The 20,596-nt window shown below is 56.9% G+C and carries 21 protein-coding genes; 12 read left to right on the top strand and 9 right to left on the bottom strand.

The window, feature by feature from the left end; all coding sequences use genetic code 11:
• Positions 1 to 1,106: hypothetical protein (locus BGIM_RS49170; protein ID WP_193788946.1), on the bottom strand; the 1,106-nt coding region annotated here is incomplete at its 3' end.
• Between the two features lie 803 nt (positions 1,107 to 1,909).
• Here BGIM_RS49170 and BGIM_RS0107375 point away from each other — a divergent pair.
• Together BGIM_RS0107375 and BGIM_RS0107370 are read left to right on the top strand one after the other, a co-directional pair.
• A complete protein-coding gene (locus BGIM_RS0107375) occupies positions 1,910 to 2,443 on the top strand; it encodes an SMI1/KNR4 family protein (protein WP_020469155.1) in 534 nt (177 codons plus the stop codon).
• Positions 2,444 to 2,571: 128 nt separating this feature from the next.
• Positions 2,572 to 3,096, top strand: a complete 525-nt coding sequence (locus tag BGIM_RS0107370) for a hypothetical protein (protein WP_020469154.1) — start codon at positions 2,572 to 2,574, stop codon at positions 3,094 to 3,096.
• Between the two features lie 51 nt (positions 3,097 to 3,147).
• Here the strand turns inward: BGIM_RS0107370 and BGIM_RS0107365 are convergent, their stop codons facing one another.
• Positions 3,148 to 3,357 carry a hypothetical protein gene (locus BGIM_RS0107365; RefSeq protein ID WP_162136227.1) on the bottom strand — a complete coding sequence of 70 codons (210 nt, stop codon included), beginning with the start codon at positions 3,355 to 3,357 and terminating at the stop codon, positions 3,148 to 3,150.
• A 244-nt stretch (positions 3,358 to 3,601) separates the two neighbouring features.
• Here BGIM_RS0107365 and BGIM_RS0107355 point away from each other — a divergent pair, with 244 nt between their 5' ends.
• A complete protein-coding gene (locus BGIM_RS0107355; protein ID WP_020469151.1) occupies positions 3,602 to 4,228 on the top strand; it encodes a hypothetical protein in 627 nt (208 codons plus the stop codon).
• Positions 4,229 to 4,233: 5 nt separating this feature from the next.
• Here BGIM_RS0107355 and BGIM_RS0107350 read toward each other — a convergent pair whose 3' ends face one another.
• Complete coding sequence (locus BGIM_RS0107350) at positions 4,234 to 4,902, bottom strand: TIGR02996 domain-containing protein (protein ID WP_029629820.1); 669 nt, start codon at positions 4,900 to 4,902, stop codon at positions 4,234 to 4,236.
• Positions 4,903 to 5,137: 235 nt separating this feature from the next.
• Between BGIM_RS0107350 and BGIM_RS49165 the strand changes: the two genes are divergently transcribed.
• The gene (locus BGIM_RS49165) at positions 5,138 to 5,833 is read left to right on the top strand and encodes an SOS response-associated peptidase (RefSeq protein WP_020469149.1); all 696 of its coding nucleotides are present in this window, start codon (positions 5,138 to 5,140) and stop codon (positions 5,831 to 5,833) included.
• Positions 5,834 to 5,859: 26 nt separating this feature from the next.
• Here BGIM_RS49165 and BGIM_RS49160 read toward each other — a convergent pair whose 3' ends face one another.
• Together BGIM_RS49160 and BGIM_RS0107335 are read right to left on the bottom strand one after the other, a co-directional pair.
• On the bottom strand, positions 5,860 to 6,336 hold the full coding sequence (locus BGIM_RS49160) for a hypothetical protein (protein WP_020469148.1): 477 nt from the start codon (positions 6,334 to 6,336) through the stop codon (positions 5,860 to 5,862).
• 6 nt (positions 6,337 to 6,342) lie between these two features.
• Complete coding sequence (locus BGIM_RS0107335; RefSeq protein WP_020469147.1) at positions 6,343 to 7,545, bottom strand: DNA polymerase Y family protein; 1,203 nt, start codon at positions 7,543 to 7,545, stop codon at positions 6,343 to 6,345.
• A 286-nt stretch (positions 7,546 to 7,831) separates the two neighbouring features.
• Here BGIM_RS0107335 and BGIM_RS49155 point away from each other — a divergent pair, with 286 nt between their 5' ends.
• From BGIM_RS49155 to BGIM_RS61170, 3 genes are all read left to right on the top strand, one after another.
• The gene (locus BGIM_RS49155) at positions 7,832 to 8,701 is read left to right on the top strand and encodes a DNA/RNA non-specific endonuclease (protein ID WP_157368655.1); all 870 of its coding nucleotides are present in this window, start codon (positions 7,832 to 7,834) and stop codon (positions 8,699 to 8,701) included.
• 2 nt (positions 8,702 to 8,703) lie between these two features.
• A complete protein-coding gene (locus BGIM_RS0107325) occupies positions 8,704 to 9,084 on the top strand; it encodes a nuclease A inhibitor family protein (protein WP_020469145.1) in 381 nt (126 codons plus the stop codon).
• Positions 9,085 to 9,441: 357 nt separating this feature from the next.
• A complete protein-coding gene (locus BGIM_RS61170) occupies positions 9,442 to 10,518 on the top strand; it encodes a VOC family protein (protein WP_020469143.1) in 1,077 nt (358 codons plus the stop codon).
• Between the two features lie 45 nt (positions 10,519 to 10,563).
• On the opposite strand, the gene BGIM_RS49145 is transcribed toward BGIM_RS61170, so the two are convergent.
• Entirely contained in the window at positions 10,564 to 10,812 is a 249-nt protein-coding gene (locus BGIM_RS49145; protein WP_020469142.1) for a helix-turn-helix domain-containing protein, read from the bottom strand.
• A gap of 156 nt (positions 10,813 to 10,968) precedes the next feature.
• On the opposite strand from BGIM_RS49145, the gene BGIM_RS0107305 reads away from it, so the two are divergent.
• The 5 genes from BGIM_RS0107305 to BGIM_RS0107280 all read left to right on the top strand — a co-directional run bounded on the left by BGIM_RS0107305 (position 10,969) and on the right by BGIM_RS0107280 (position 18,044).
• Positions 10,969 to 11,451 (top strand): hypothetical protein, encoded by a 483-nt coding sequence (locus tag BGIM_RS0107305; protein WP_084759799.1) that lies wholly within the window; start codon positions 10,969 to 10,971, stop codon positions 11,449 to 11,451.
• A gap of 196 nt (positions 11,452 to 11,647) precedes the next feature.
• On the top strand, positions 11,648 to 12,136 hold the full coding sequence (locus BGIM_RS0107300) for a hypothetical protein (protein ID WP_157368654.1): 489 nt from the start codon (positions 11,648 to 11,650) through the stop codon (positions 12,134 to 12,136).
• A gap of 264 nt (positions 12,137 to 12,400) precedes the next feature.
• Positions 12,401 to 13,477 (top strand): ParB-like nuclease domain-containing protein, encoded by a 1,077-nt coding sequence (locus tag BGIM_RS0107295; RefSeq protein WP_020469139.1) that lies wholly within the window; start codon positions 12,401 to 12,403, stop codon positions 13,475 to 13,477.
• A gap of 71 nt (positions 13,478 to 13,548) precedes the next feature.
• The gene (locus tag BGIM_RS49140; protein ID WP_020469138.1) at positions 13,549 to 13,836 is read left to right on the top strand and encodes a helix-turn-helix transcriptional regulator; all 288 of its coding nucleotides are present in this window, start codon (positions 13,549 to 13,551) and stop codon (positions 13,834 to 13,836) included.
• A gap of 641 nt (positions 13,837 to 14,477) precedes the next feature.
• Positions 14,478 to 18,044, top strand: a complete 3,567-nt coding sequence (locus BGIM_RS0107280) for an NACHT domain-containing protein (RefSeq protein WP_020469135.1) — start codon at positions 14,478 to 14,480, stop codon at positions 18,042 to 18,044.
• Between the two features lie 377 nt (positions 18,045 to 18,421).
• Here BGIM_RS0107280 and BGIM_RS67760 read toward each other — a convergent pair whose 3' ends face one another.
• The 3 genes from BGIM_RS67760 to BGIM_RS0107260 form a co-directional block, all read right to left on the bottom strand.
• Entirely contained in the window at positions 18,422 to 18,544 is a 123-nt protein-coding gene (locus BGIM_RS67760; RefSeq protein ID WP_020469133.1) for a hypothetical protein, read from the bottom strand.
• Between the two features lie 162 nt (positions 18,545 to 18,706).
• Positions 18,707 to 20,089, bottom strand: a complete 1,383-nt coding sequence (locus BGIM_RS0107265) for a tyrosine-type recombinase/integrase (protein ID WP_157368653.1) — start codon at positions 20,087 to 20,089, stop codon at positions 18,707 to 18,709.
• Positions 20,090 to 20,160: 71 nt separating this feature from the next.
• A complete protein-coding gene (locus tag BGIM_RS0107260) occupies positions 20,161 to 20,469 on the bottom strand; it encodes a helix-turn-helix transcriptional regulator (RefSeq protein WP_238537551.1) in 309 nt (102 codons plus the stop codon).
• Positions 20,470 to 20,596 lie beyond the last annotated feature (127 nt).

Below are 20,596 nucleotides of genomic sequence, written 5' to 3'. Positions count from 1 at the left end.
CTCAGCCCTTTTCCAACATAACCGGCGGGCATTTTGAAATCGTCGTCACCGGTTCCTCCCTGATAAACCACGCCGCCGCCGATATTCACCGGACCCGTCGGCACGGAGCCACCGTTGGTGTTGCCCAAGTCGATCTCGTTTGTCCCGTTGCCGGGCAGGAGACTCAGGGTCGTTCCGACCGTCATGCCCCCCGAAACATAAAACCGGTCCCCGGCCGCCCCGCCCGTCAGCGTCAGCGAACCGCCGACGGCCGGCTTGTAAAGGTAAAGAAAGTTGGAATCGACGCCACCGCCGCCCATGTTAATGGTCGCGGTCCCGCCGGTTGTCAGGACCGAGGTGTGTGTCACAAAATCGACCGTGTCCGAGTTCGTTCCCCCGAGGTAAGAGAACCCGCCGTCGGAGGCGTAACCACCGAGGTTTCCGGTCAGTGAATTGAAGCCGTTGCCGAGACTGATCGCGGACGTACCCAGCACATGAAACTGGCCGGACGCCGAAGACGTGCCGACGGTCAAAATGTCCGAGGAGGCTCCTCCAGTGATTTTCAAATTGCCCTGCACGGTTCCGGCGTTGATCGAGACGGAGTTGGCCCCGCCCCCCAGCGTCAGGGTCATGTTCCCGTTCACCCGCGAACCGGTGACGCCGGCCCCGCCCCAAGTGATTGTGTCGGCGGCCGCTCCTGTCGGGGAGGCGGCCGAATACGTGAAGTTGCCAAGGATGCGCGGGGAATTGCTGAACGTAACGGTGGAATCCGTTTTGGCCCCCGTCACGGTGAGACTGCCATAGACATAGGCGGACACATTTAGTGTGGCGATGTTCACTGAGTTCATCCTGACCACGATGGAGGACGGAACCTGACGGGTCACTCCGGAATCGAAGATGGTTGATCCGTTCGCGGTGATGGCGGTGGCGCCGACCACGGGGTTGCCCGACGGGGACGTGAATCCGATCACATCGCCGTTGGTTGTGGCGGTGACGGTCAGCACCCCGTTGGCAAACGCGGCGGTTGCCGGCACGACCCGGCCCTCCAGTTGTTCGAGGGCGTACGGGAGTCGGGGGCGGCGGTTCGGGGAACCGAGTCCCGACAAGCGGGCGAAAGGCTGGAACACGATGCGATCTCCGATGAATTCAGCAATACTTAAATCAGGGGCGGCTCGAAATAGTGGAGTCCGGGCCAAATGCGTGGTGTGGAGCGGCCAATATACGGCCGTCTTCCCGCCGCCATCAGCCGTCGGAGATCAAATACCAAACGATGACCGGACATGCGAGATGAACTTTCACGGGCCGGTCGCAATCAGCAACCGCCTTCATGTCCGGATTGGTGTTCGCAAAGGAACTGTAAGGACACTGGCGGGGGATGCAAACAGGTTTCGCATTGAGTTGGCGAAGTCACCAAAATTCCCACATGGTGTCGGGTATATACTGACATGATTGAAGGAGTTTGAGAGGTGAAACGGCCGAGGCGAGGACTCGCAACTCCCCCGGCCTGGCGGACGCGGCCGGTTTTGGGGACCGGCGTGCGGCTTTTGGTTCCGTTTGTCCCCACCTCCATCATACGGCCGTTGAATCCGGCGAGTCAACCCTCGGGTGTTTGGCGCCGGACACCCATACAAAAACCTTCCGAAGATGAAGAAGCGATTGGACCCGTCCGAGTGGCCGGGTTGCCTGAGCAAACGGGGAATCGGGGAAAATTTTTCCGGAAGGGCCTGGCTCGATACCGACGGGGGAATCAAGGCACGCAAGCCCGGATGGGAAGGGCGGCGGGTGGGTGGCTCAACCGAAATGTGTTTGACGGCGGCGTGCCAGTCGGTTAGCCTGCCGCCGTAGGCTGGCATGGCTAAGTCATCCGAAGTGGCCGGAATTAGACGCCCTGAAAGACGTCCACTTCATATTCAGCGGCAGAGGGTTTGACTTGCTGGAAGAACTCCGCGAATTGCTGCCGCCTCCAAAATCGCCATACTTCGCAGAAGGTGATTGGGGGGCCATCGAGAAAGCGGTCGGGTCACGGCTGCCGGCCGACTACAAGGAGTTCATCGGTACTTACGGGGCCGGCTGGGTCAAAGGGCTGATCATCCACAGCCCGTTCGTCTGGGTCGCCCATGGCCGTGAAGTCCGGAAGACATGGGAGAACTGGGCATCGATGTACCAAGACTATGCCCAGTACGGCGGGGTTGAGATCACCTACCCGGTCTTCCCGCAGGCCGGCGGACTACTCCCGTTCGGGTCGCTGGCCGATGCTAACACGTTGAACTGGTTGATGGTCGGCGAGCCGGACCAGTGGCCGTTCGTGTACTATGACCGCGACGACGGCTTCTTCCAAGTTAACGGGCTATCCGCGACTGAGTTTATCCTTGAGGCAGTGACGCAGCGGTCGCCACTCCTAATCCGCACGGGGTCGTCGGAAGGGTTCTCGCCACCTTGCGAGTTCAGGTCATTCACCGGTTAGTGAGAAAGGCACGCCGAACAAAACATTGCAGGTGACCGGGGACCTGAGCCGTAACAAAGTGGGGTTTGCCACTTCGGCCCCGGCACCTGAACTGTGGCGTTCGGCCACGAGAGCGTACGGAGTGCGATGTGGCAACAAGGACACATTACCTCATCTTCAGCAGGGAGTCAGCGTTCGATCTCGGCAGGGCGTTGGCGCTGCTCTCCACGGTCAGAGCAAAGACCAACGAGGGCGATCTGAGGCCGCCTGATCGCGTCGAAGTGCTGGGTGCCGAGACCCGCGTTTACTTCGGCCCGAAGTATGTGAGCGTGAGCGTGCCCCCCGTTGCGGAAGCCGTGGCCGTGCTGCATCGGACAATCAAACTGGACCTCAACACCCGAGCCGATCAGTTTGTGTGCAAGCCCGGATATGCGTTACGCGTCTGGCTCGAGCAGGAGTACCACGAAGACAATTGGTGCATCAATCCTCATGTGCTTGTCGATGAGTACGTCGGGGACGAAGAAGCCGTGTGCGTGGTCGAGGCCGACTGGGCGCTGTGTTTCGCTCTTGTCAATCAGTTCCCGCCGGCTGTATTCGTGATGATGGGCGGCGTGGACCCCGATGGCGTCCGCCTCTGCTTTCCGTCGGAGCCTCGGGTCTGGGACTGGGAGTAACTCCAACCCGTGTGAGGCCGAACCCGGCGCTGCACCGGACCTGATATGAACCTAGCCCCGCCCGGTCTTCTGCCGATACCGCTCGGCGAGACCAGGACGCTTCTTCTTGCCGGCGGCTGGTCGGTCCCGACCGGCCGCCGGCTCCCCCTCGGCAGACGGCAGGCCGCCGACCGAGGCAGACCATTGCAATCCCCCGAGGCTGGCCCCGACACAACACCCCACCAGGCAGTCCCACCAGTCGTTGTCCCGGTTCGGCCGCAACTCCCATTTCGCCCACTTTGCGGCCGGATTCGTTGCCGACGACGAGTGGAATTGGTCTGGAATCACTTGATCCGTGCAACACTCAAATGACCGATGCCGGGGTGAAGGAATTACTGGCGTTGAGGTATCTATCCTATCTGAGCGTTCACAAGACAAAGGCAACGGCAGAGGGAGTGGCGGCGCTGAAGGCGGCTCTCCCGATATGCTTCATCTTTCGGCAGACGAGATTTCCTTGGCTTTCCTTATGACCGACAGATTCAAACTTCTCGGTTCCTACTCCACTCCCTGCGTCAGTTCGGGAACCATCATCACCTGCGAATACCGCGACACCGATCTCATCGTGAGCGGGTATTCCACCGGCCCCATCCCTTGGCCGGTCGGTCATCTTTCGCGGGGTGGTCCAAACACCATCATTGTGTTCGGCTCGCTTGTCGAGGCCATCCGGCTGGAATCGGTTCAAGCGTTGAGCCATTGGTTTGGTGTCGGACCCGGCACGGTCACCAAATGGCGGGCCGCCTTTGGTGTCGGGCCGGTGACACCGGGGACGCATGCGGTTCTCTCGACGCAAATTTCAAAGGTCAAACAGGGCAAGCCGAGGCCGCGCCATGTGATTGAGGCGATGGCCAGAGGAAGGAAGTCCAAAGGCGTGAGCAAAGAAACTCGCCGCAAGATGTCGGAAACGCACAAGGCAAGGGACACTCGTCCCCCGGCGGCGGGAAAACCGTGGACACCTGCCGAGGATGAGCTTGTACGCACGCTTCCCATCGCAGAAGTGATGAGTCAGACAGGACGGTCTTACCAATCGGTTTCCGGACGGCGGTGTGAGTTGAGGTTGCCGGATGGTCGGACGAGGGGTTTCAGGAAGCGATGACGGGATCAGCCGGCTATTGGCGGGAGTCCGGCCTGTTCCCGGCCGAAGGCAACGCAAACATCCCACATGACCCTTCTGGCGTCTTTTTCAAACTTGAAGATTATTGGGCTCCTGCCCCCATCGTTTTCCACGGACCCGGAAGAGACAAGCGGGCTGTTCCACAGTTCGGACGGCACCCCTCGTTCTTGCATGATCCGCGAATCTACACGAGGCGGGGGCCAGAAATAACCGCTGCCACCGTCTGGAAGCGATCCCATCCTTAATCCACAGTCAATCAAGACGACCTTTGCGATGGGAAACGACCGGAACAACCTCCCGGCATGGCTCATGAATTCGGCGACTCGCAAACGCACCTCGGAGACAAAACCATGTGCAAGAACCACATCCGTCACACCGCAATCACGCGCCAAGCCTTCCCGCTCCAGATCCCTTATCACCGCCAAGGCGCCCGCGTGCGGGTTCGCGGGGCCTGTCCAGTCGTTGAACACGGTTCTCATGAATCGCGGCGCTTTGCCGCGACCGGCCAGGCATTCCCTGATAAACTCGGCCTGGTCGTCCCCGCCGTGTTCCTGAATCCAGTCGGCGATGATCCCAAGTGGGGCATGGTCGCGGGGGTTGATGCGGACTGTTTCGAGCAACGCCCGGTATTCCGGGTGGGCTGTGTAATCGTTCATCGCATGGTCCCTGCGAAGGGGGGTATTGTACGTTCGTCCCGCCCTCGACAATGTGACATTCGCGATTGTGACGGCTGGCGCGATTCGCATCCCTCCCCTTGGCCCGTCATCCTCTCCAAGCGGAGAAGGCGCATCGGCCCACGCAATTACAATCCACTTCAAATCCGCGTCACGGGCTGACCGCTTGGTTGCTGGAACTGTGCGAGCCGTTCACCGACGAGGACTGACAAATCCCATGTGCGGACGATTCACCCTTCACACCCCCGCCGCCGAGATCGCCGCCACGTTTGACGTGACGGACATTCCCCCGGTGCGCCCTCTGTTCAACATCGCCCCGTCCTCAGCCGTGCTGGCGATGGGGATGAAACCGGACGGCAAGACCCGGGGATGGGGTTTGATGAAGTGGGGGCTTGTCCCGAAGTGGTCGCATGACGTGAAGTCCGGCCCGGCCAACGCCAGGGCCGAAACGGTGGCCGAACTGCCGACGTTCCGGGAGTCATTCGCCAAACGGCGATGCCTTGTGATCGCAGACGGCTTTTATGAATGGCAAACCGTCGGGAAGGTAAAGAACCCATTCCATTTCCGCATGAGGGACGGCAAGCCGTTCGCATTCGCCGGGATCATGGATCACTGGACACTCGAAGGGGAATTCATCACGACATGCGCGATCATCACCACCACGCCGAACGAACTGGTGGGGCAGGTTCACAACCGGATGCCGGTGATTCTCCGTCCCGAGGATTACGACCGATGGCTTGACCGTCAGGCGACCGACCCGGCGGCCGTGTTGCCGTTGCTGGCTTCTTATCCGGCGGAACTGATGGAGAAAGTCGCGGTGAGCCGCCACGTCGGCAATGTCCGCAATCAAGGCCCCGAATGCCTGACTCCTGCGGAGCCGAAACCGGCAGAGTCGGTTTCGCTGTTCTCGTGATTTCAGCAGGGAGAAGATCGACAATCTCAGATCACTTCGTTCACCAGCCACGGCGTCCGATCAGCCCCGACCGTCAGCACCCGAAAATACCGCGTCGGATGATCGCAAATCATGTACGCGCACGGCGGTCCGCTGGGCGGCGTGACAAGCAAACCATGTATGCCCTCCCGAATGCGAAACCATGTGTTTTTCTCGCATCCGTAAGTGGCCAGGATCAACACCGGTTCCGTCTCGCATCCCAAACCGGCCCATGCCCCGGATTCGACGCTCGTCCTCCAAGTCCAGCCGGTGGTCGGCAACGGCCCCTGGCGGCTCCGGGACCCCCACTGAACTAGTTTCAGCACGCCGCCAATCATCACTGGAAGGAGAGGGACGGGATCGGTGAACGCAAACCGGACCTCCGGATTGTTTCCCCCGCGGTCAAACACTCTCGTGAAAAGATCGTGTTCCTCGAAGAGATGCTTCGGGAAGACGCTCGGGACTAATGCGATGGCGGAACACATGGGGGATTAGAAGCAGAACTTCCCCCGCACATCACAAATTTCATATCCGTGGCTGCGATCACGGTACATCTCGGGAATGAACAGTGTTGTTCCTCCCCGGACCGCGAACCGTCCGTGCCGTTCGTTGACATCCCGCTTCACGACGGCCAGCGGTTCCGTCTCGTCGTCCGGCGGGTCGAAAAGCGTCCGCTGGACGAAACCCGGCCGTTTCAAATCACCGGCGACCAGGTGCATGTGAGTGATGACAGTTCCCGGTTGCCAGCATCGTTCAAAAGACCGCAGCAATGCCGCGATGATCGGCCCGTAGCGATTGGTGTGACCCGGCAACGGGGCGTTGATCGAATCTCCCCCGCCGTACTGGTCGGACAGACTGAGGGAAAGCGTCCCGGCCTTCAGGTCGTAATGCTCCAGTTCCTCGACCAGCCGTTCCGAATTGCGGACCAGCCACGCGCGGATGACGTTTGGATCGGCCGAGGCTCCCCCGATGGAACCGCCCCGACTCAGAAACTTGTGAGTCGGCCGGTCCGGACGGATCGGCGTGACGGGCTGGCCGCGAAGCTCCCACCACAGATCTTCCCCGGTTTTTGTCAGCAACCCCCGAATCAGGCGACGTTCCGCGTTGGCGTAGTCAAGGCAGGTGCGGATTCCGTGAAGGAGCAGCTTGGCGGCCCGCCGATGTCCGATGCCGCTGACCTCCCCGACGGGCAGTTTGGCAAGATGCTCCCGTTCCTCGTCCGGATCGGTCACGACCCGGATGCCGAGCGGTTTGGCCGTGTCACTGAAAAGTTTGGCCAGCGTGCGGGAACGCGCCACGCCGATTGTGACCGGAAGCCCGATGTTGTTCAGGATGTCGTTTTGGATGCCGCGGGCAATTTGCTTGTCGGCGTCGGTGGAGAAAAAGAACTCGTCAATCGAATAGAATTCGGCCGCCTCGGATCGTTCCCGGACCATCGCCAGCATCCGGCGGGACAGGACTTCATACCATCGGAAGTCGCGTTTGACAAAGATCGTCTCCGGACACTTCTTTAACACGTCCCAAACCGGCTCACCGGTTTTCACTCCCTGGGCCTTCAGTTCGTAGGACTTGGCGATGACGCAAGCCCCTTGGTTTCCCACGACGCCCACGGGCTTGCCGATCAAATCGGGATACCTCACGCGGTCGGCGGACACATAGTAACAATCGGCGTCCAGGTGGGCCACAAAGCGCATGCGCGCACTCCTTTGCCGGGTTGGGGCAAGAGTCGCGGCGATCCTGCCGGAGGGGTGATTCTCCTGTCGAAATGCGACGGGTCCGGAGGTTGGCGGACACCAACGCCGGATAGTGAACACCCGTACATATAGAAGAGGAAAGGCCGATTGTAAACAACGACTGACGAAATCACCCGGCCCGGAAGATCAAACGAACGCAATGGTAAAGGCTCCCGTTGTGCTGTTCCGTACAGTGGAAACCGGATATACCACGATGGAAACCGATCCGTCCGGGCGGGGCCAGACCATGAAGCATCTCCTCTTACTCTTCCTCATCCTCGGGACGGCGGCGCCAGTCTTCGCGGACGAATACCCTCACCTGTTTTTGGGCAACCCGAGCAACGCCACCGAAGACAAGGCGAAGAAAGAGAACTTCTTGCTGAAGAAGGAGTTCTTCGCCCTTTCGTACAACGACACCCGCCGCGAGGCCAATTGGGTGAGTTGGCGAACGACCAAAGAAGACACCATCGACAAGGGGGACGGAGGCCGGAAACGGACATTCTCGGTTGACACCTCCCTGCCGTCGGCGTTCTACCACGTCACGCACAAGGATTACGCCGGGTTTGGTTTCGACCGGGGGCATTTGTGTCCGCACTCGGACCGGGTTTCGTCGAGGGAAGCCAGCTATTCCACCTTCGTCACGACCAACATCATTCCGCAAACCTCCGATCTTAACCAGAAGTGTTGGAACACGCTGGAGGTCTATGCCCGCGATCAGGTGAAGAAACACGCGAACCGACGACTGTACACCATCGCGGGACCGGCCGGCAAAGGCGGCGGTCCGAAGGACGAACCCGTCGAGGGAATCGGCCTGGCGGGCAAAATCGTGGTTCCCGCGAAGTGCTGGAAGATCATCGTCATCGTGGACGGCGACGACGACCCGGACAAGGATCTGGAGAAGATCGACGACAAGACGCGGGTGATCGCCGCCATCTTCCCGAATGAGACGGGCTTGGGGCTGGCATGGGCGAAGTATCGAACTAGCGTGGCTGAAGTGGAAAAACTCACCGGACTGACATTCTTCGACCGTGTCCCTGAGAAGGTGCGGAAGGTATTGCGGGAAACGGTGGACAACGTGAAGATTCCCGCCCCCAAAAAGGCTTCCTCCGAGGACTGACCATGACGACCGAAGAGACGGCGAAGGCCCTGGGCAAAGCGTCGGCCGGGCTGTTGTATCCGTCCGAGACGGACGCCCCTTTCGAGCCGTTCGCCTGGCCGGGCGTCACGATGGCGGACGCGGAGACGGTGGAGAGGCACACCCGGCCAAAGGGGAAGCGGAAAGTGAGGCCGGTCAGGGAAACGACCGTGGAGGAGTTCTTCGAGGAACTAAACGACGCGGACGACGCGGACGGATTCAAGCGATTGAAGGCGGTCGTCGGGAAGTTGCTGACCGGCGCCAAGGTTTTTCGGATCGTCGGGCCAAAAGTGGACGTGTGGATTGTCGGACTGGCCGCAAGCGGTGAGGCGGCCGGGTTGAAGACCGTTTCCGTCGAGACGTGATGCAACGGTTTTTTGAGATTTTTGAATCATTCTTTCCGATCACTTCACTCGTCACTCTCAGTGTGATTGTCGCCCGAAATATTCTTGGCGGTTTTTTTGAGCATTTATTGTTTGCAAGTTATTGCGTCTCCTTCCCAGACGTGTTAAGCTGCGTTGGATTCTCGCAACCGTGACAAACGTCGGTCCCGCGGAGGGCCATGTTGTCGCAATCTATCAACACCTTTGCAGCATCGGCAAGCCGTTGGTTTAATTTGGGTTCGTAAGCCATTCTGAGATTATGTTGAGTGACATAATCTCGGAATGGCTTACGATCCAACCGCCTGAGCTTTCCATTGCCGCTACCTTGGAAACTAAGTCATGCCCAAAAAATCTGGAAAAATGACAACGGCCGAAATGAGAACGGCCAACAGGTCAGTATTGTTTGCCGATGTTAAAGGCTATAGCAAACTAACCGAACCTGAATTTGAATTGTTCATGAAAGTTGGCATGAAGGTGATGTCGGAGGCTGTTTTACCTTGTTCGCCATTGCATTGTAATACTTGGGGGGACGCTGTTTTCGCAATATTTGAGGACGCCCAGAATGCAGCAATCTGTGCGTTCAATTTGTGCGAATCGTTTCATACCACGTTATGGCTTGAGAAGCACTTCAGCACTGATTTGGCCATACGGATCGCACTTCATTCTGGCCGATGTCACCAAGGGATCAACCCACTCACGAACAATCCAGAATTTCTCGGGGAAAATATCAATTTAGCAGCGCGAATTGAGCCAATCGTCGGAAGCAATCAGGTGTGGGCAACGCGCAGATTCATGCACTCCCTCGAAAAACGATTTCATGATCGATTGTACACTCAAGATCTTGGGAATCGTGAGCTAATCAAGGGTGCTGGAACCATGCCTCTTTGCAGGATCTCCCGCAATCCATTTGATCTAAATGAGACAATTAAAGATGATTATTATCAAAATCTTGACAGATTGATTCATGGTATTCATCACATCAATTTGCCAGTGTCGAACCTCAAGAAATCGATCAAATTCTACAGTGAAGTGCTAAGACTTAAAATGCTGCCTCAAGCCGAAGATGAAGGATATGAAAAATCGGAACGTCATAGACTGCCATTTGGATTTCCAGGCGCCTGGTTTGACCTGCCTAACAAGCAACAACTGCATTTAATTTTATATCGTCCGAAAGTGGACACACTGCCAACATTTCGTGGTAGAGGAGACCTAAATTTTAAAGACGTGCATTTCGCCCTCAGAGTTAGAGATTACAATTCCATGCTCAAGATTCACAAGAGTGACCGGCGGGTAAAAGTTGAAATCGGACCGATGGGCGATCAGTATTATATCACAGATCCCGACAATCACATCATTGAGATTACGGGGATGGACGGACCGACGTTGCCATCTCCCGAAACCTCGGTGAAGACGTGAGTTTGACTTGTCTGGGTGTCCGGTGCCGGACACCCAGAGTCTTGATTAGCTTTTTTTCTTGACTGTTTTTGCCGGAATCCGCTTCGCAGGCAATTCCACCTCCAATCCTTCCCACCCGCCGAGATCAATTCCCAGCACAAACGAGAGCTTCTGAAGCGTCGGGAACGTCGGCAGTCGATTGCCTTGCTCAAGATGGCGGAGTGTTCCCAATCCCAAGCCGGCGGCCTTGGCCAACTCGACTTGATCAAGTGCCTTGGCTTTCCGCAGTTCAACGAGCCGCTCATGGAATTTCATGCAAAATCCCCATAACTCCACTTGAAGCACTAATCCACTTAGAGTACTATGATCTATAAGCCCGTGAGGTTATTCGTCCTCGGGTCAAAAAAGTTGGCCGGACAGTGCGCTAACACTTCCGGCCGCGGCAAACACCTTCTTGTGAAAGGGTTCACAATGTCTCATGCTAGGGGTAACACGCTCCGCACGCCACGTCAACCGGCGAAGCGGAAGCACACTTTCAAGGCGGTTGAAACCGCGTCTCCCGACCTGACGTGCGTCCGGCGGTCAAAATGCGGCCGGTTTGCGATGGTTCGGGAATGCTGCCGCCGAACCAACACGCCCGGACTCGTTCACATCGGCCGGGACGAATACGAGTTAGTCGCGGTTCCCTCCCACTCCCCCGAAGTGGTCGTCTGTTTTCGGATGACCAAGCGGACGGACGACCGGTCCGACCCGGACGGGCATACGGTGACGATCCTCCGTCATGCCGATGATTGCACCTGCGGCGACTTCATTTTCCGCAAGCAGGCCGTCGGACAGGCTTGCAAACACCTTCAGGCCGTTCGCTCGCTGGACATGGTTCCGGCGGTCCACAACTTCGAGGTGACCATTCCCGAGGGACAACAAGACCCGTTCGCGGGCGTTTCCCTGATCTAAATTCCCGAACGACCGACAGACCGTCAGGCCGGGTGTCCGGCGCCGGACACCCGGCCCGATCCCGCTTTTCCCCGGCGAGACACAACGCAGCAACATCCCTTGGGTGTCCGGCGCCGGACACCCATTCCCAAACCAACCCGGCCGGGACAGCTTTCATCGCCCGGCCCTGACCAGCACCACACACCGGAAAGACACCATGACCGCCACGAACAACGGCAAGCTCCAGGCCGCCAAGTCCGAAACCCCGGCCGGACCGGCGAAGGAACAAGCGAAGAAGCCCCGCAAACCAAGCCCGAAAACGAACTCCATCGGCCCGCCACACACGCCGGGCGAGCCGATCATCATCCGGGAGGGCATCAGTTACAACCAGATGACGCGGTTCTTCGAGCGATTGGAGAAGCTGCTTCTCATGGACTGGCATTGCGTTAACGTCATCGGCAGGGAACAGGGATTCTTCCTCGCCTGCCAGCGGGAGAACCGGCCCGGCTTCGCCGTTCAGGTCTGGGCGGTCGGGGGCATGCACCAACGCCAGACAATCTACGACATGAGCGACCGGTCAGCCTTCCCGGCCGCCAAGTCGGGAGTGCGTCCGCTGTGGGTCGATTACCTGCTTCACCCGGAGCATGACGACAACACCGCCTTCGAGCCGGATTACCCGATGGACAACCCCGACGACGGATTCTGATTTGCATTCCTCGGGTGTCCGGCACCGGACACTCACGGGGAAGCGGAGCGAAGGCCGTTCGTCTGACGTTCGCTTGAATTAGACTCTTTAACCAAGTTTTGCGTGAGTGTCCGGCGCCGGACACTCACGCTCCGTTTCAGGAGGGGGTTCGGAGATTCCGTGCCCCCTCTTGCGTTTCCCGGTTTCTCCCGGTTTGGGCCGGTGGCGTGATGCGACGCCGTTGCGCGGCCTCTTTGAGACCGGGGGCCGGAAACCCGCTGCCCTATGTTCCGGGTGCAAAGCCATCCGCCCGATGGCGGGAAGGGGACGGACAACGCCGTCCTCCGAATCCCGGCGTCATGGGACGCGGCATCAGTCACCCCCGGAAACACAGGACACAAGACCATGAACAGCATCAATCAGGCCGAGGACGGGTTGAGTCTGGAGGAGATCACCATCGACATCCGGCTTCAGTTTCGATGCGGCCGCGGGCCGTTCGGCTGCGACCCGGCCGTCATCGAACGGTATGCGATGGAGATGAGGGACGGGGACGTCTTCCCGCCGATCCTCGTCGTCGAACTCTCCGAACAGTTTGAGGACCACGGGCCGGGGACGTTGCTCCTCGTCGGCGGCTTCACCCGCTTTTGCGCGGCCCAGGCGGCCGGGCTGACCTCGCTGGCCGCCCGAATCCGCCCCGGAACCTGGGCTGACGCCAAAAAGATGGCGTGGTCGCAAAACAGCGACCACGGCCAGCCCCGGACGAAAAACGACCTTCGCCGGATCATCGAGGCCGTGCGGGCCGACGATCCCGATGTTTCCATCCGCCAGATCGCCAAACTGGTCGATTGCTCCAAATGGATGGTTCACAGCATCATCGGCGTCGCCGAACCCAAACCGGCGGCAACGTCCGGGTGTCCGGCGCCGGACACTCAAACACCACCCAGGGAGATCCGAACCGGGAACGATTCGGGCAACGATGTGGACGACGCGGAAGATTCCCCGTCGTCCGGCCCGGTCAACAGGACGAAAGACGACTCGGGGGAAATCACCGATCCGTTCGCCGAAGTCCGGGCGGGCCGGCGGATGGCCGTCGAAATCGCGGCGGAGTTGAAGGCGCGTCTCAAACAGGTGGAAACATTGAAGATGCGGCCGGGAGGCGCGGCCGTCAAGTTCGGCGTGTGTGAAAAGCATCTGGAGGAGGTTCGCCGCCACCTCCTGTATCATTGCCCGGCCTATGGCCTGACCGACGAGGCCCGCCGTCTCGCGGGTGACAAAGATCCCTCGCACGGACGCGGCTGGCTGACGGAAACCGAGGCGGGCCGGTTGCCCGAGAACGTGTTGAAAACCTGCGTCAAGTTTTGATCTTGTGCGTGGGTGTCCGGCGCCGGAAACCCACGCACTGATGGTCGGGGAAACCTCCCCCGGAGATTGAGATGAAGTTCGCCGAGAAACTCAGAGAGATGAGAAGCAAGGCCGGTTTGAGCCAGTCGGCCCTGGCCCGCAAGGCCGGCGTCGGGGCGGGGACCATTCATGCCCTGGAGCAGGGGAAACGCATCCCGACTTTCCCGATTCTCCAAATGCTCTCCCGCGCCCTGGAAGGCCCGATGGGCGTTTGGGACGGTCTGGAGATCGAAGCCACCCCCAAGATGCTGGCCGTGAAGTCAAAGGACGGAAGGGGGAAAGCGTGCGGGTGTCCGGCGCCGGACACCCAGGCTGTTTGAAACCGTGTGAGAATGAAACATCCCCCTTCCATGCTATCTCGCACGGCGAGAGGGAGGGCATCATGCCGGGCGGGGGTTTGGAAAACCACCCGAGGATGAACGGAATGACGGGGATCGACCGTTCCGATTGGCCGACGCCCCCGGAAGGTTGTGGCTCCAAAAAAACGTGGCGCTATCCGGACGGTCCTTTCATCCTCGCGTGGTTTTCCAAGGCCGTCCGGCTCGGACGACCGCAAGCAACAGGGAACATGATCTGAAACTCTTCACCGGAGAACATCCGATGAAATACTGCGAACGACTGCGTCAGGTACGGAACACCAAGAAACTGAGCCAGTCCGAAATGGCCCGCCCTTGGGGACGATCTGGGCATTTGAAAATGGGATTCGGCAGCCGAACTTTCCGTATATGTTGCACTCAACCAAAAGCCTCTGTGTCTTGATGAAAAATCGGGCGGCTTTCTTCGCGACTCGCTAAGTCTGGAATTAATGTGACTGGGCGAGCCACAGTCAAATTGATCTAATCACACTATCCACCGAACTCGTCGCTCTTGCCAGTTTGTCGCAAACAAAGTTCTCGTCTGAGATGGTTGTGTTTCTGGCAAAGGACGAGGAAAATTTCTTGGGAACACTATTGAGCTTTCTATGAATATTTTGAGTGACCGAACCCCAGTAGCGGTGAGCTGTCTTGTCGCGATGTTTCTAGCTGCCCTTACCGGAATACTGGTATTCCTTTGCGCCAAATCACATTTTGGAGAGGTTGTCGCTGCGATCAGCGGTTTCGTAATCCTGATTGTCTTACTTCTAGGTATCATTACCATAGCCTATTTCTACCGACCACGAGCGCATGTTAGTTCGGGAGCACGTGTGCTTATATACGCACTCGGTTCATTGTTGTCTGGTTTGTCCATTGTCGCCGCAAATCAGGTTTGGGATCTGGTAATCGCAGTTATGAATACGGCAATCCACCTTGCGAATCCCGAGGCAAAACCATTTACACCTGGAGAAGACAACCCGTATTATTTTTCGCTCTTTTGTGCGACGATCATAACGATCAGCCTGTTCGCCTATCTAATGGAGCGGCCACCCTTAACGCTTGAGCAACCCAAATCCACAGAAAAGCTATCTCTCCCGACGTCGTCGGCCGAGAAAAACCGTTTCCGTTTGTGGTTCGAATGCTTTCTCCCTTCAACCGCCGTGTTACTGGCTTGGGCGGTTCTCGAATATCGAAGTGAGTTGCGATTCGCGTCAGAGGATTTTGCCGATGGCATACATTCCGCAATGCTGTCCTCCGGGGAGCGGATTCGACTCGCGGCAATGGTTGCGATGAGTTTTGTCGGGTGGTATTATTTCGGGGCTGCGATGATTGTGTGGTATCGTCGTCGGGAATCCATTCGGGAGGAATATTCGCTCTATGCATCCGCAGCCTCAGTGACCATTGCATTAGTGGTGATACTCACGTGGGCTCTTTTCATCTTGGATCACATGGGTGCAACTCCTTGGACCGCTACCAGAACATACTTCGACCTCGCGAGAGGACATCGTCCCCTTCCATTGAAAGAAGACATCGCTAGGCCAATCGTGGCTTCGGGACTTCTGGTGTTGGGCTACTTGACCCTATGTTACTTCTTCGCCAAATGGAACGGCCTTAAGAGTACCGAACAGCACCGACTGCAACAGAAATTCGAAAAGACTCAACTTCTTCTAGAAGGGATCCGCACTTGGTGGAGATTGCTGTCCGGTGGGATGCTCCCGACAATATATTTGCAACCTCCCAGGCCAGATCCAATTCTGTCGGACCCGCCCGTTGATCCGCTTATTGCTTGGAAAGATCGTGCCCGCGAACTGGCTCGTCTTCGCACCTCTTCCTACGTGTTGGGTGAGGAAGCGATTTGGCACGACCTAAAGCGATGTTGGGTCGGGCGTAATAGGGATACGGGCAAACGAGTGTTGCTGTTCGTCGCCCATGAAGGGGACAAAAAAACACTCACAGAGCAGGTCTCGTATATCGACGAATTGAGTGGCATGGCTGGTCCGGAGATTGGTGACATCATTTTCGCCATTCTCAAACCCGCTGAACTAGAGAAAACGAACTGGAGGAATATTGCCATTCAATGGAATTCGGAAAGTGATCTTCTCGACAATCTTGTAGATTTCAGTGATTACTTCCATGCGATCAAGCAAAGGGTACTCTATAACCGATTGCCTGATTCCGAACTCACTGTCGAAAAAGTGTATCGTGAGTCGCTGATTTCATTGCCAAATGGCGACAAGGAGAATGTGGAGGCCTACCTCAACCAGTGGGTTACTGACCCATCTCGACGACAGGTGGTCTTGCTCGGTGAATATGGTCAGGGCAAAAGCACGGCGGCACTCATGTGGGTGTACAACACAATTGAAAAGTTGAAGCCTGGCCAGCGACTCCCACTTTTGATCGAGTTGAGGGGCTTGAGCCCTCGCAGTCTAACTCCCGAGGAACTGCTGGGTGTTTGGGGACAGAAGTATAATCTCAATCCCCGCGCGCTTCTCCGCTTGCTGATTGCAGGCCGAATCACGCTGATTTTCGAGGGCTTCGATGAGATGGATCTCGTCGGCGACTCGGAAATGAGAATACTGCATTGCCGGGCTCTTTGGAACTTCTCCTTTGAAAGAGCCAAAATACTGTTCACCGGCCGGCCAAACTTCTTCTTCACCACGCCTGAGTTGGAGGAGGCAATGCGCACCACTCGGCGAATGGCTGGTAACCATTATGGTGACATCGTAGAGTTGGAACCATTCGACATGATCCAAGTAAAGGACGCACTTCGAAATTTCTCTTTGGAAGTTCAAAAGCAGATTCCCGAACGTGCCATTCGCAACAAACGGTTCAGTGAACTTGTTTCTCGTCCATCGTTGCTTCACGTAGTTGCAACACTGTGGATTGATCATAAGCTGTATCAGAAAGATCCAGATGAGTTGACATCAGCATATGTCATGGATTTATTCATTCGCTCCAGTTACCGACGTCAAGGACTAAAAGCTGCACACGGAATGTACGGGCTAGGTTTGACACTGGACGAACTGGCATATTTTATGAAAGGAATCGCAGTCCACATGTCGGTCAATGGATTGGAGAATCAGATTTCTTTTAACCAACTTCGAGATGCGTTTGAAAATCTTTACGAAGCTATACCTGAATGTGTATCTACACGTCCTTATGGCGGCGAGGCGGCAGACCCTTTGAAGAACCGGATCGGCGGGGATGAATTGAAAAAGCTAGGAATTTTGGCTGCGGTTCACACTGCCGGATTACTTGTCAGCGATCCAACAGCCATTGGCAAATTCAGCTTCGCTCACAAGTCGTTCATGGAATTCATGGTCGCGGACGTGTTAACCAAGCGACTTCTCCAACCCGAAGAGTTTGCTGAGGCGGCGATCTGTAACGCTACGGGAGCCAACGTCTTGACCGTATTCAAATTACCTGTAGCGGTACAGTTCCTAGCTGAACTCGTCGCTGGACAAGCTCGATCAAAGAAGACAGGCACTGAACTTGCTTTTCAAGAAGACATTCGGCTCGCGCGCCAATTGTATAGATCGCTCGTCACCCCACGATACCAACCACTCAGTTACTTCAAAGCTTTGCACTTCGCATTCGTATCAGTTAACTTTGCCAGAGAATTAAAAGGAGATAGAAAAACGAATTCATTGTTGAATAATATAGGCGAGAGATTGCCGACTGTTTTATTTCTACTTTTGCCTATTCATTTAATCGCGCAAGCATTATTATCGGGCACAAGTCCGACGATTACTCCGCTGACAGGGCTCGCCGTTGCATCCACGGTTGCTATGGGGGTATATTCTTGTGTGCGACTTATGTTTGTCATAGACTCGCAAATGATGTGGGAGAGGCTTGCGGCATGGAGAGCAATTTGTCGTCAGCTATGTATTAGTGATGTGGTACTACACCGAGTAACAGGCACCTTCGTTTTCCCTTGGCTGCGAGGACATCCTTTCCACATCTTTTCAAGCAGCAATCGAGAAATGATACGATCTTCCTTAGTACAAATTGCGTCACGAACTCATTGGGCGACAATAGAACGTATCCCGTGGAGAGTGATCGATTCCGTTCTTGAGCAAGCAGAAGCGTATGCAATTAGAGATCCGGCGAGTATAATTCCTTCTGACGAAGTCGATGTATTAATGAAACGTGCTTTCGGAGAGGAGGTCAATTAATATTTTGAATATTTTTGATGCGAATCTGATTCAATCAGCGCAAGTGATTTCGAGAATATTCCGGATTGTTTGTCAGTGACATCTTCTGAAACATGATATCTTTACTGATATTCATAACATGGTTTGACATGACACATATCCAACTTTCTTAAGAGATCAAATTCCACTTGGAGATATTTCGAGTTGAGATCTTTCATGAAGCTTCATTTTTACTTCGCCCTTTCATTTTGGATGGCTTCATAGAATTTAAATGTTTTCAGATCATACGAGCACGAACACAGACTCTTTTACTCCTGCTCGGGTAATTTTCACCGAACTTGATCGTGCAACCATTGAAAGGTGTCCGGCGCCGGACACTCGGCGGAACAAAGTTGCGTCTATGTCTTCAATGGCTTCCCGGTCATCAGGGCCGCGATCAAGGAAGCCCGTTCCGCCTCGGTCAATCCGGCGAGTTGATCGGCCGACATCTCCACACCGCAAGCCCCCTGCTCTTCTTTCATCCCGCCACTTTTCTTCCAGACGAGCGAGGCAATCGATCAGTCGAAATACCCGCCCGGACCAAGACCAGCACGGATGAACGCACTGACTCGGGTAGCATTGGCCAAAGGGAGATGAGTTCGGCCAGGTCGGCCGGAACTTCTGGCCTTGGCTCAGCCCGTGGCTCAGTCAAATTTGAAATTGACGGATTTGTCGTGTTTTTCAAGGGTTTTTGCGATCCGGTCAGAGAGTTCGATCCTCTTCCACTCCATTTTCTCACTGATTGTCACTCGTTCACACCCATCTCCAATTGTTGTCAAATCCCCTGAATTTAAGCACTTTTCAAGACTTCCCGCCAAATCAACGGCCGGGTTCGTTGTCACCTGTTGGCATTCATTCCCATTCGCTTGGGCCAGTGGGTGGGCCAGTGGAACGGCGGCCGGAGGCTTGATGGAGATGCCCTGCGCGGCGCGATGAAGAGTCTCGTCATCCACCTTTCCGTAGGTTTCCGTGAACAGTTTGACATCGGCGTGGCGCATCATGAGCTGGGTCAGGGTGATCGGAACCCCCGATGTCTTCAGCCACAACGCGAACGAATGACGCAGGGAATGGAAGGTCACGAACCGCTTTCCCTGCGGAGTCTCGGTCACTGTCTCAACCCCGGCGGCCCTGGCATCGGTTTGGATCATCACGCCCGCGTGCCATGTCCATGAGCCGGGAAACAGGCGGTCCTCGGGCCGGAGTTCCGCGACAAGACGAAGGAGCTCGGAGGCAACCGGTTCGGGGACGGCCTGACGGGCGGTCTTCTTGTTTTTGGTGCATCCGGCGACGACGTTCACGAACACTTTGCCTTCCGCGTCCCTTTCCACCTGTCCGGCTGTCAGTGAGGCCAGTTCCGCAGATCGGAGCCCGGTGACGCAGGCGACACGGTACAGGATGGCGCGTCGGGGGCCGGTCAGGCGCTTGTGCGGCTTGCCAACCTCGGCGGAGGCAACAATGGCCAAGAGTTCCGTCACCGTCAGCGGCCGTGGCTTGCGGACAGGCTCCTTGCCACGTGCCGGATTGCGGAGGTCCACAAAAGGGTTCTCCGGGTAGCGTTTCTTCTTGTGAAGCCATCGCCCGAAGTTCGAGTAGTCCCCCCTCAGATCCTCCAGCGTCTTCGGGGATCGCGTTGCGGCCAGTTCGGCGAGATGTTCTTGGGCCTGATCGGCGTTCACCTCTCGGAGCAGTTTCCACTTGGTGAACGCGATGAGAGCTTCGAGGCGAGTGCGCCAGCGATTCACTGTGGAAGACTTCACCCCTTCGTTCGTCTTGTCGGCTAGAAAGTCGTCGATCTGGATAAGGATCAACCCGTTGAGGTGGGCATCCGACGCCACGGGCATGCCCGCCCGCTCGGCCTCGGCCTGAAGCCGCAACTTGGCGAGCATTTTCTTTGAAAGTTCGGCGGATTTGACCAACGGCACGCGCCGCCATCCCGTGGCGGTCTTCACCTTCCCGTAGTAGTTCGCGGTTTTCTTCTTCTGGCCGGTTTTCGGATCGGTGAAGGTTCGGCGAAAGATGTCGGCCATGATGATCCCCAAAAGTTTCGACGATCCGAAGGATAACCCAAAACGGATCGCCATGTCCGCCATACCTCTTTTTAATTCGTCTGCCTGGCCCACTCGGCGCGGGTGAAAGGTTCGCCGTCCGGGCGACGGGTCCGCAGCCAGATCAGAAATCCGTCGCTATCCCACTTCTTGGACCGCCCCGCCCTGATTGGCGCCGGGATCTTCTCTTCGGCGTCCATCCGGTCAACGGTCGAACGCGAGACGCCGAGCAATTTCGTCACATGGACAATGTCAAGGACGATCGGCAGCGAGTCAGCGGACGGGATGCCAACGGCCGAACGCACAAGCGTCAAGACGGCGTCCTTGACGGGATCGGAGAGGGCGGGCCAATGTTGCCGCAATTCGGCGAGTCCGTCCACCGCTTGGGAAGGTGGAACGGTCCGAAAGTCTTGGAGCCGGAGCGTGGGGGCGGTGTTGATCCTGGGCTTGTAAGGAATTTTGTGTCAGGGGAGGGGAACGGGTATTACC

The organism is Zavarzinella formosa DSM 19928 (assembly GCF_000255705.1).
Lineage (GTDB): Bacteria > Planctomycetota > Planctomycetia > Gemmatales > Gemmataceae > Zavarzinella > Zavarzinella formosa.
This window is presented reverse-complemented; position numbering and strand designations above follow the sequence as displayed.

Excerpts from the sequence above, each read along its gene's own strand:
- BGIM_RS0107355 (WP_020469151.1), top strand. The coding sequence starts at position 3,602 with ATGACCGACAGATTCAAACTTCTCGGTTCCTACTCCACTCCCTGCGTC.
- BGIM_RS0107350 (WP_029629820.1), bottom strand. The coding sequence starts at position 4,902 with ATGAACGATTACACAGCCCACCCGGAATACCGGGCGTTGCTCGAAACA.
- BGIM_RS49165 (WP_020469149.1), top strand. The coding sequence starts at position 5,138 with ATGTGCGGACGATTCACCCTTCACACCCCCGCCGCCGAGATCGCCGCC.
- BGIM_RS49160 (WP_020469148.1), bottom strand. The coding sequence starts at position 6,336 with ATGTGTTCCGCCATCGCATTAGTCCCGAGCGTCTTCCCGAAGCATCTC.
- BGIM_RS0107335 (WP_020469147.1), bottom strand. The coding sequence starts at position 7,545 with ATGCGCTTTGTGGCCCACCTGGACGCCGATTGTTACTATGTGTCCGCC.
- BGIM_RS49155 (WP_157368655.1), top strand. The coding sequence starts at position 7,832 with ATGAAGCATCTCCTCTTACTCTTCCTCATCCTCGGGACGGCGGCGCCA.
- BGIM_RS0107325 (WP_020469145.1), top strand. The coding sequence starts at position 8,704 with ATGACGACCGAAGAGACGGCGAAGGCCCTGGGCAAAGCGTCGGCCGGG.
- BGIM_RS61170 (WP_020469143.1), top strand. The coding sequence starts at position 9,442 with ATGCCCAAAAAATCTGGAAAAATGACAACGGCCGAAATGAGAACGGCC.
- BGIM_RS49145 (WP_020469142.1), bottom strand. The coding sequence starts at position 10,812 with ATGAAATTCCATGAGCGGCTCGTTGAACTGCGGAAAGCCAAGGCACTT.
- BGIM_RS0107305 (WP_084759799.1), top strand. The coding sequence starts at position 10,969 with ATGTCTCATGCTAGGGGTAACACGCTCCGCACGCCACGTCAACCGGCG.
- BGIM_RS0107300 (WP_157368654.1), top strand. The coding sequence starts at position 11,648 with ATGACCGCCACGAACAACGGCAAGCTCCAGGCCGCCAAGTCCGAAACC.
- BGIM_RS0107295 (WP_020469139.1), top strand. The coding sequence starts at position 12,401 with ATGTTCCGGGTGCAAAGCCATCCGCCCGATGGCGGGAAGGGGACGGAC.
- BGIM_RS49140 (WP_020469138.1), top strand. The coding sequence starts at position 13,549 with ATGAAGTTCGCCGAGAAACTCAGAGAGATGAGAAGCAAGGCCGGTTTG.
- BGIM_RS0107280 (WP_020469135.1), top strand. The coding sequence starts at position 14,478 with ATGAATATTTTGAGTGACCGAACCCCAGTAGCGGTGAGCTGTCTTGTC.
- BGIM_RS67760 (WP_020469133.1), bottom strand. The coding sequence starts at position 18,544 with ATGAAAGAAGAGCAGGGGGCTTGCGGTGTGGAGATGTCGGCCGATCAA.
- BGIM_RS0107265 (WP_157368653.1), bottom strand. The coding sequence starts at position 20,089 with ATGGCCGACATCTTTCGCCGAACCTTCACCGATCCGAAAACCGGCCAG.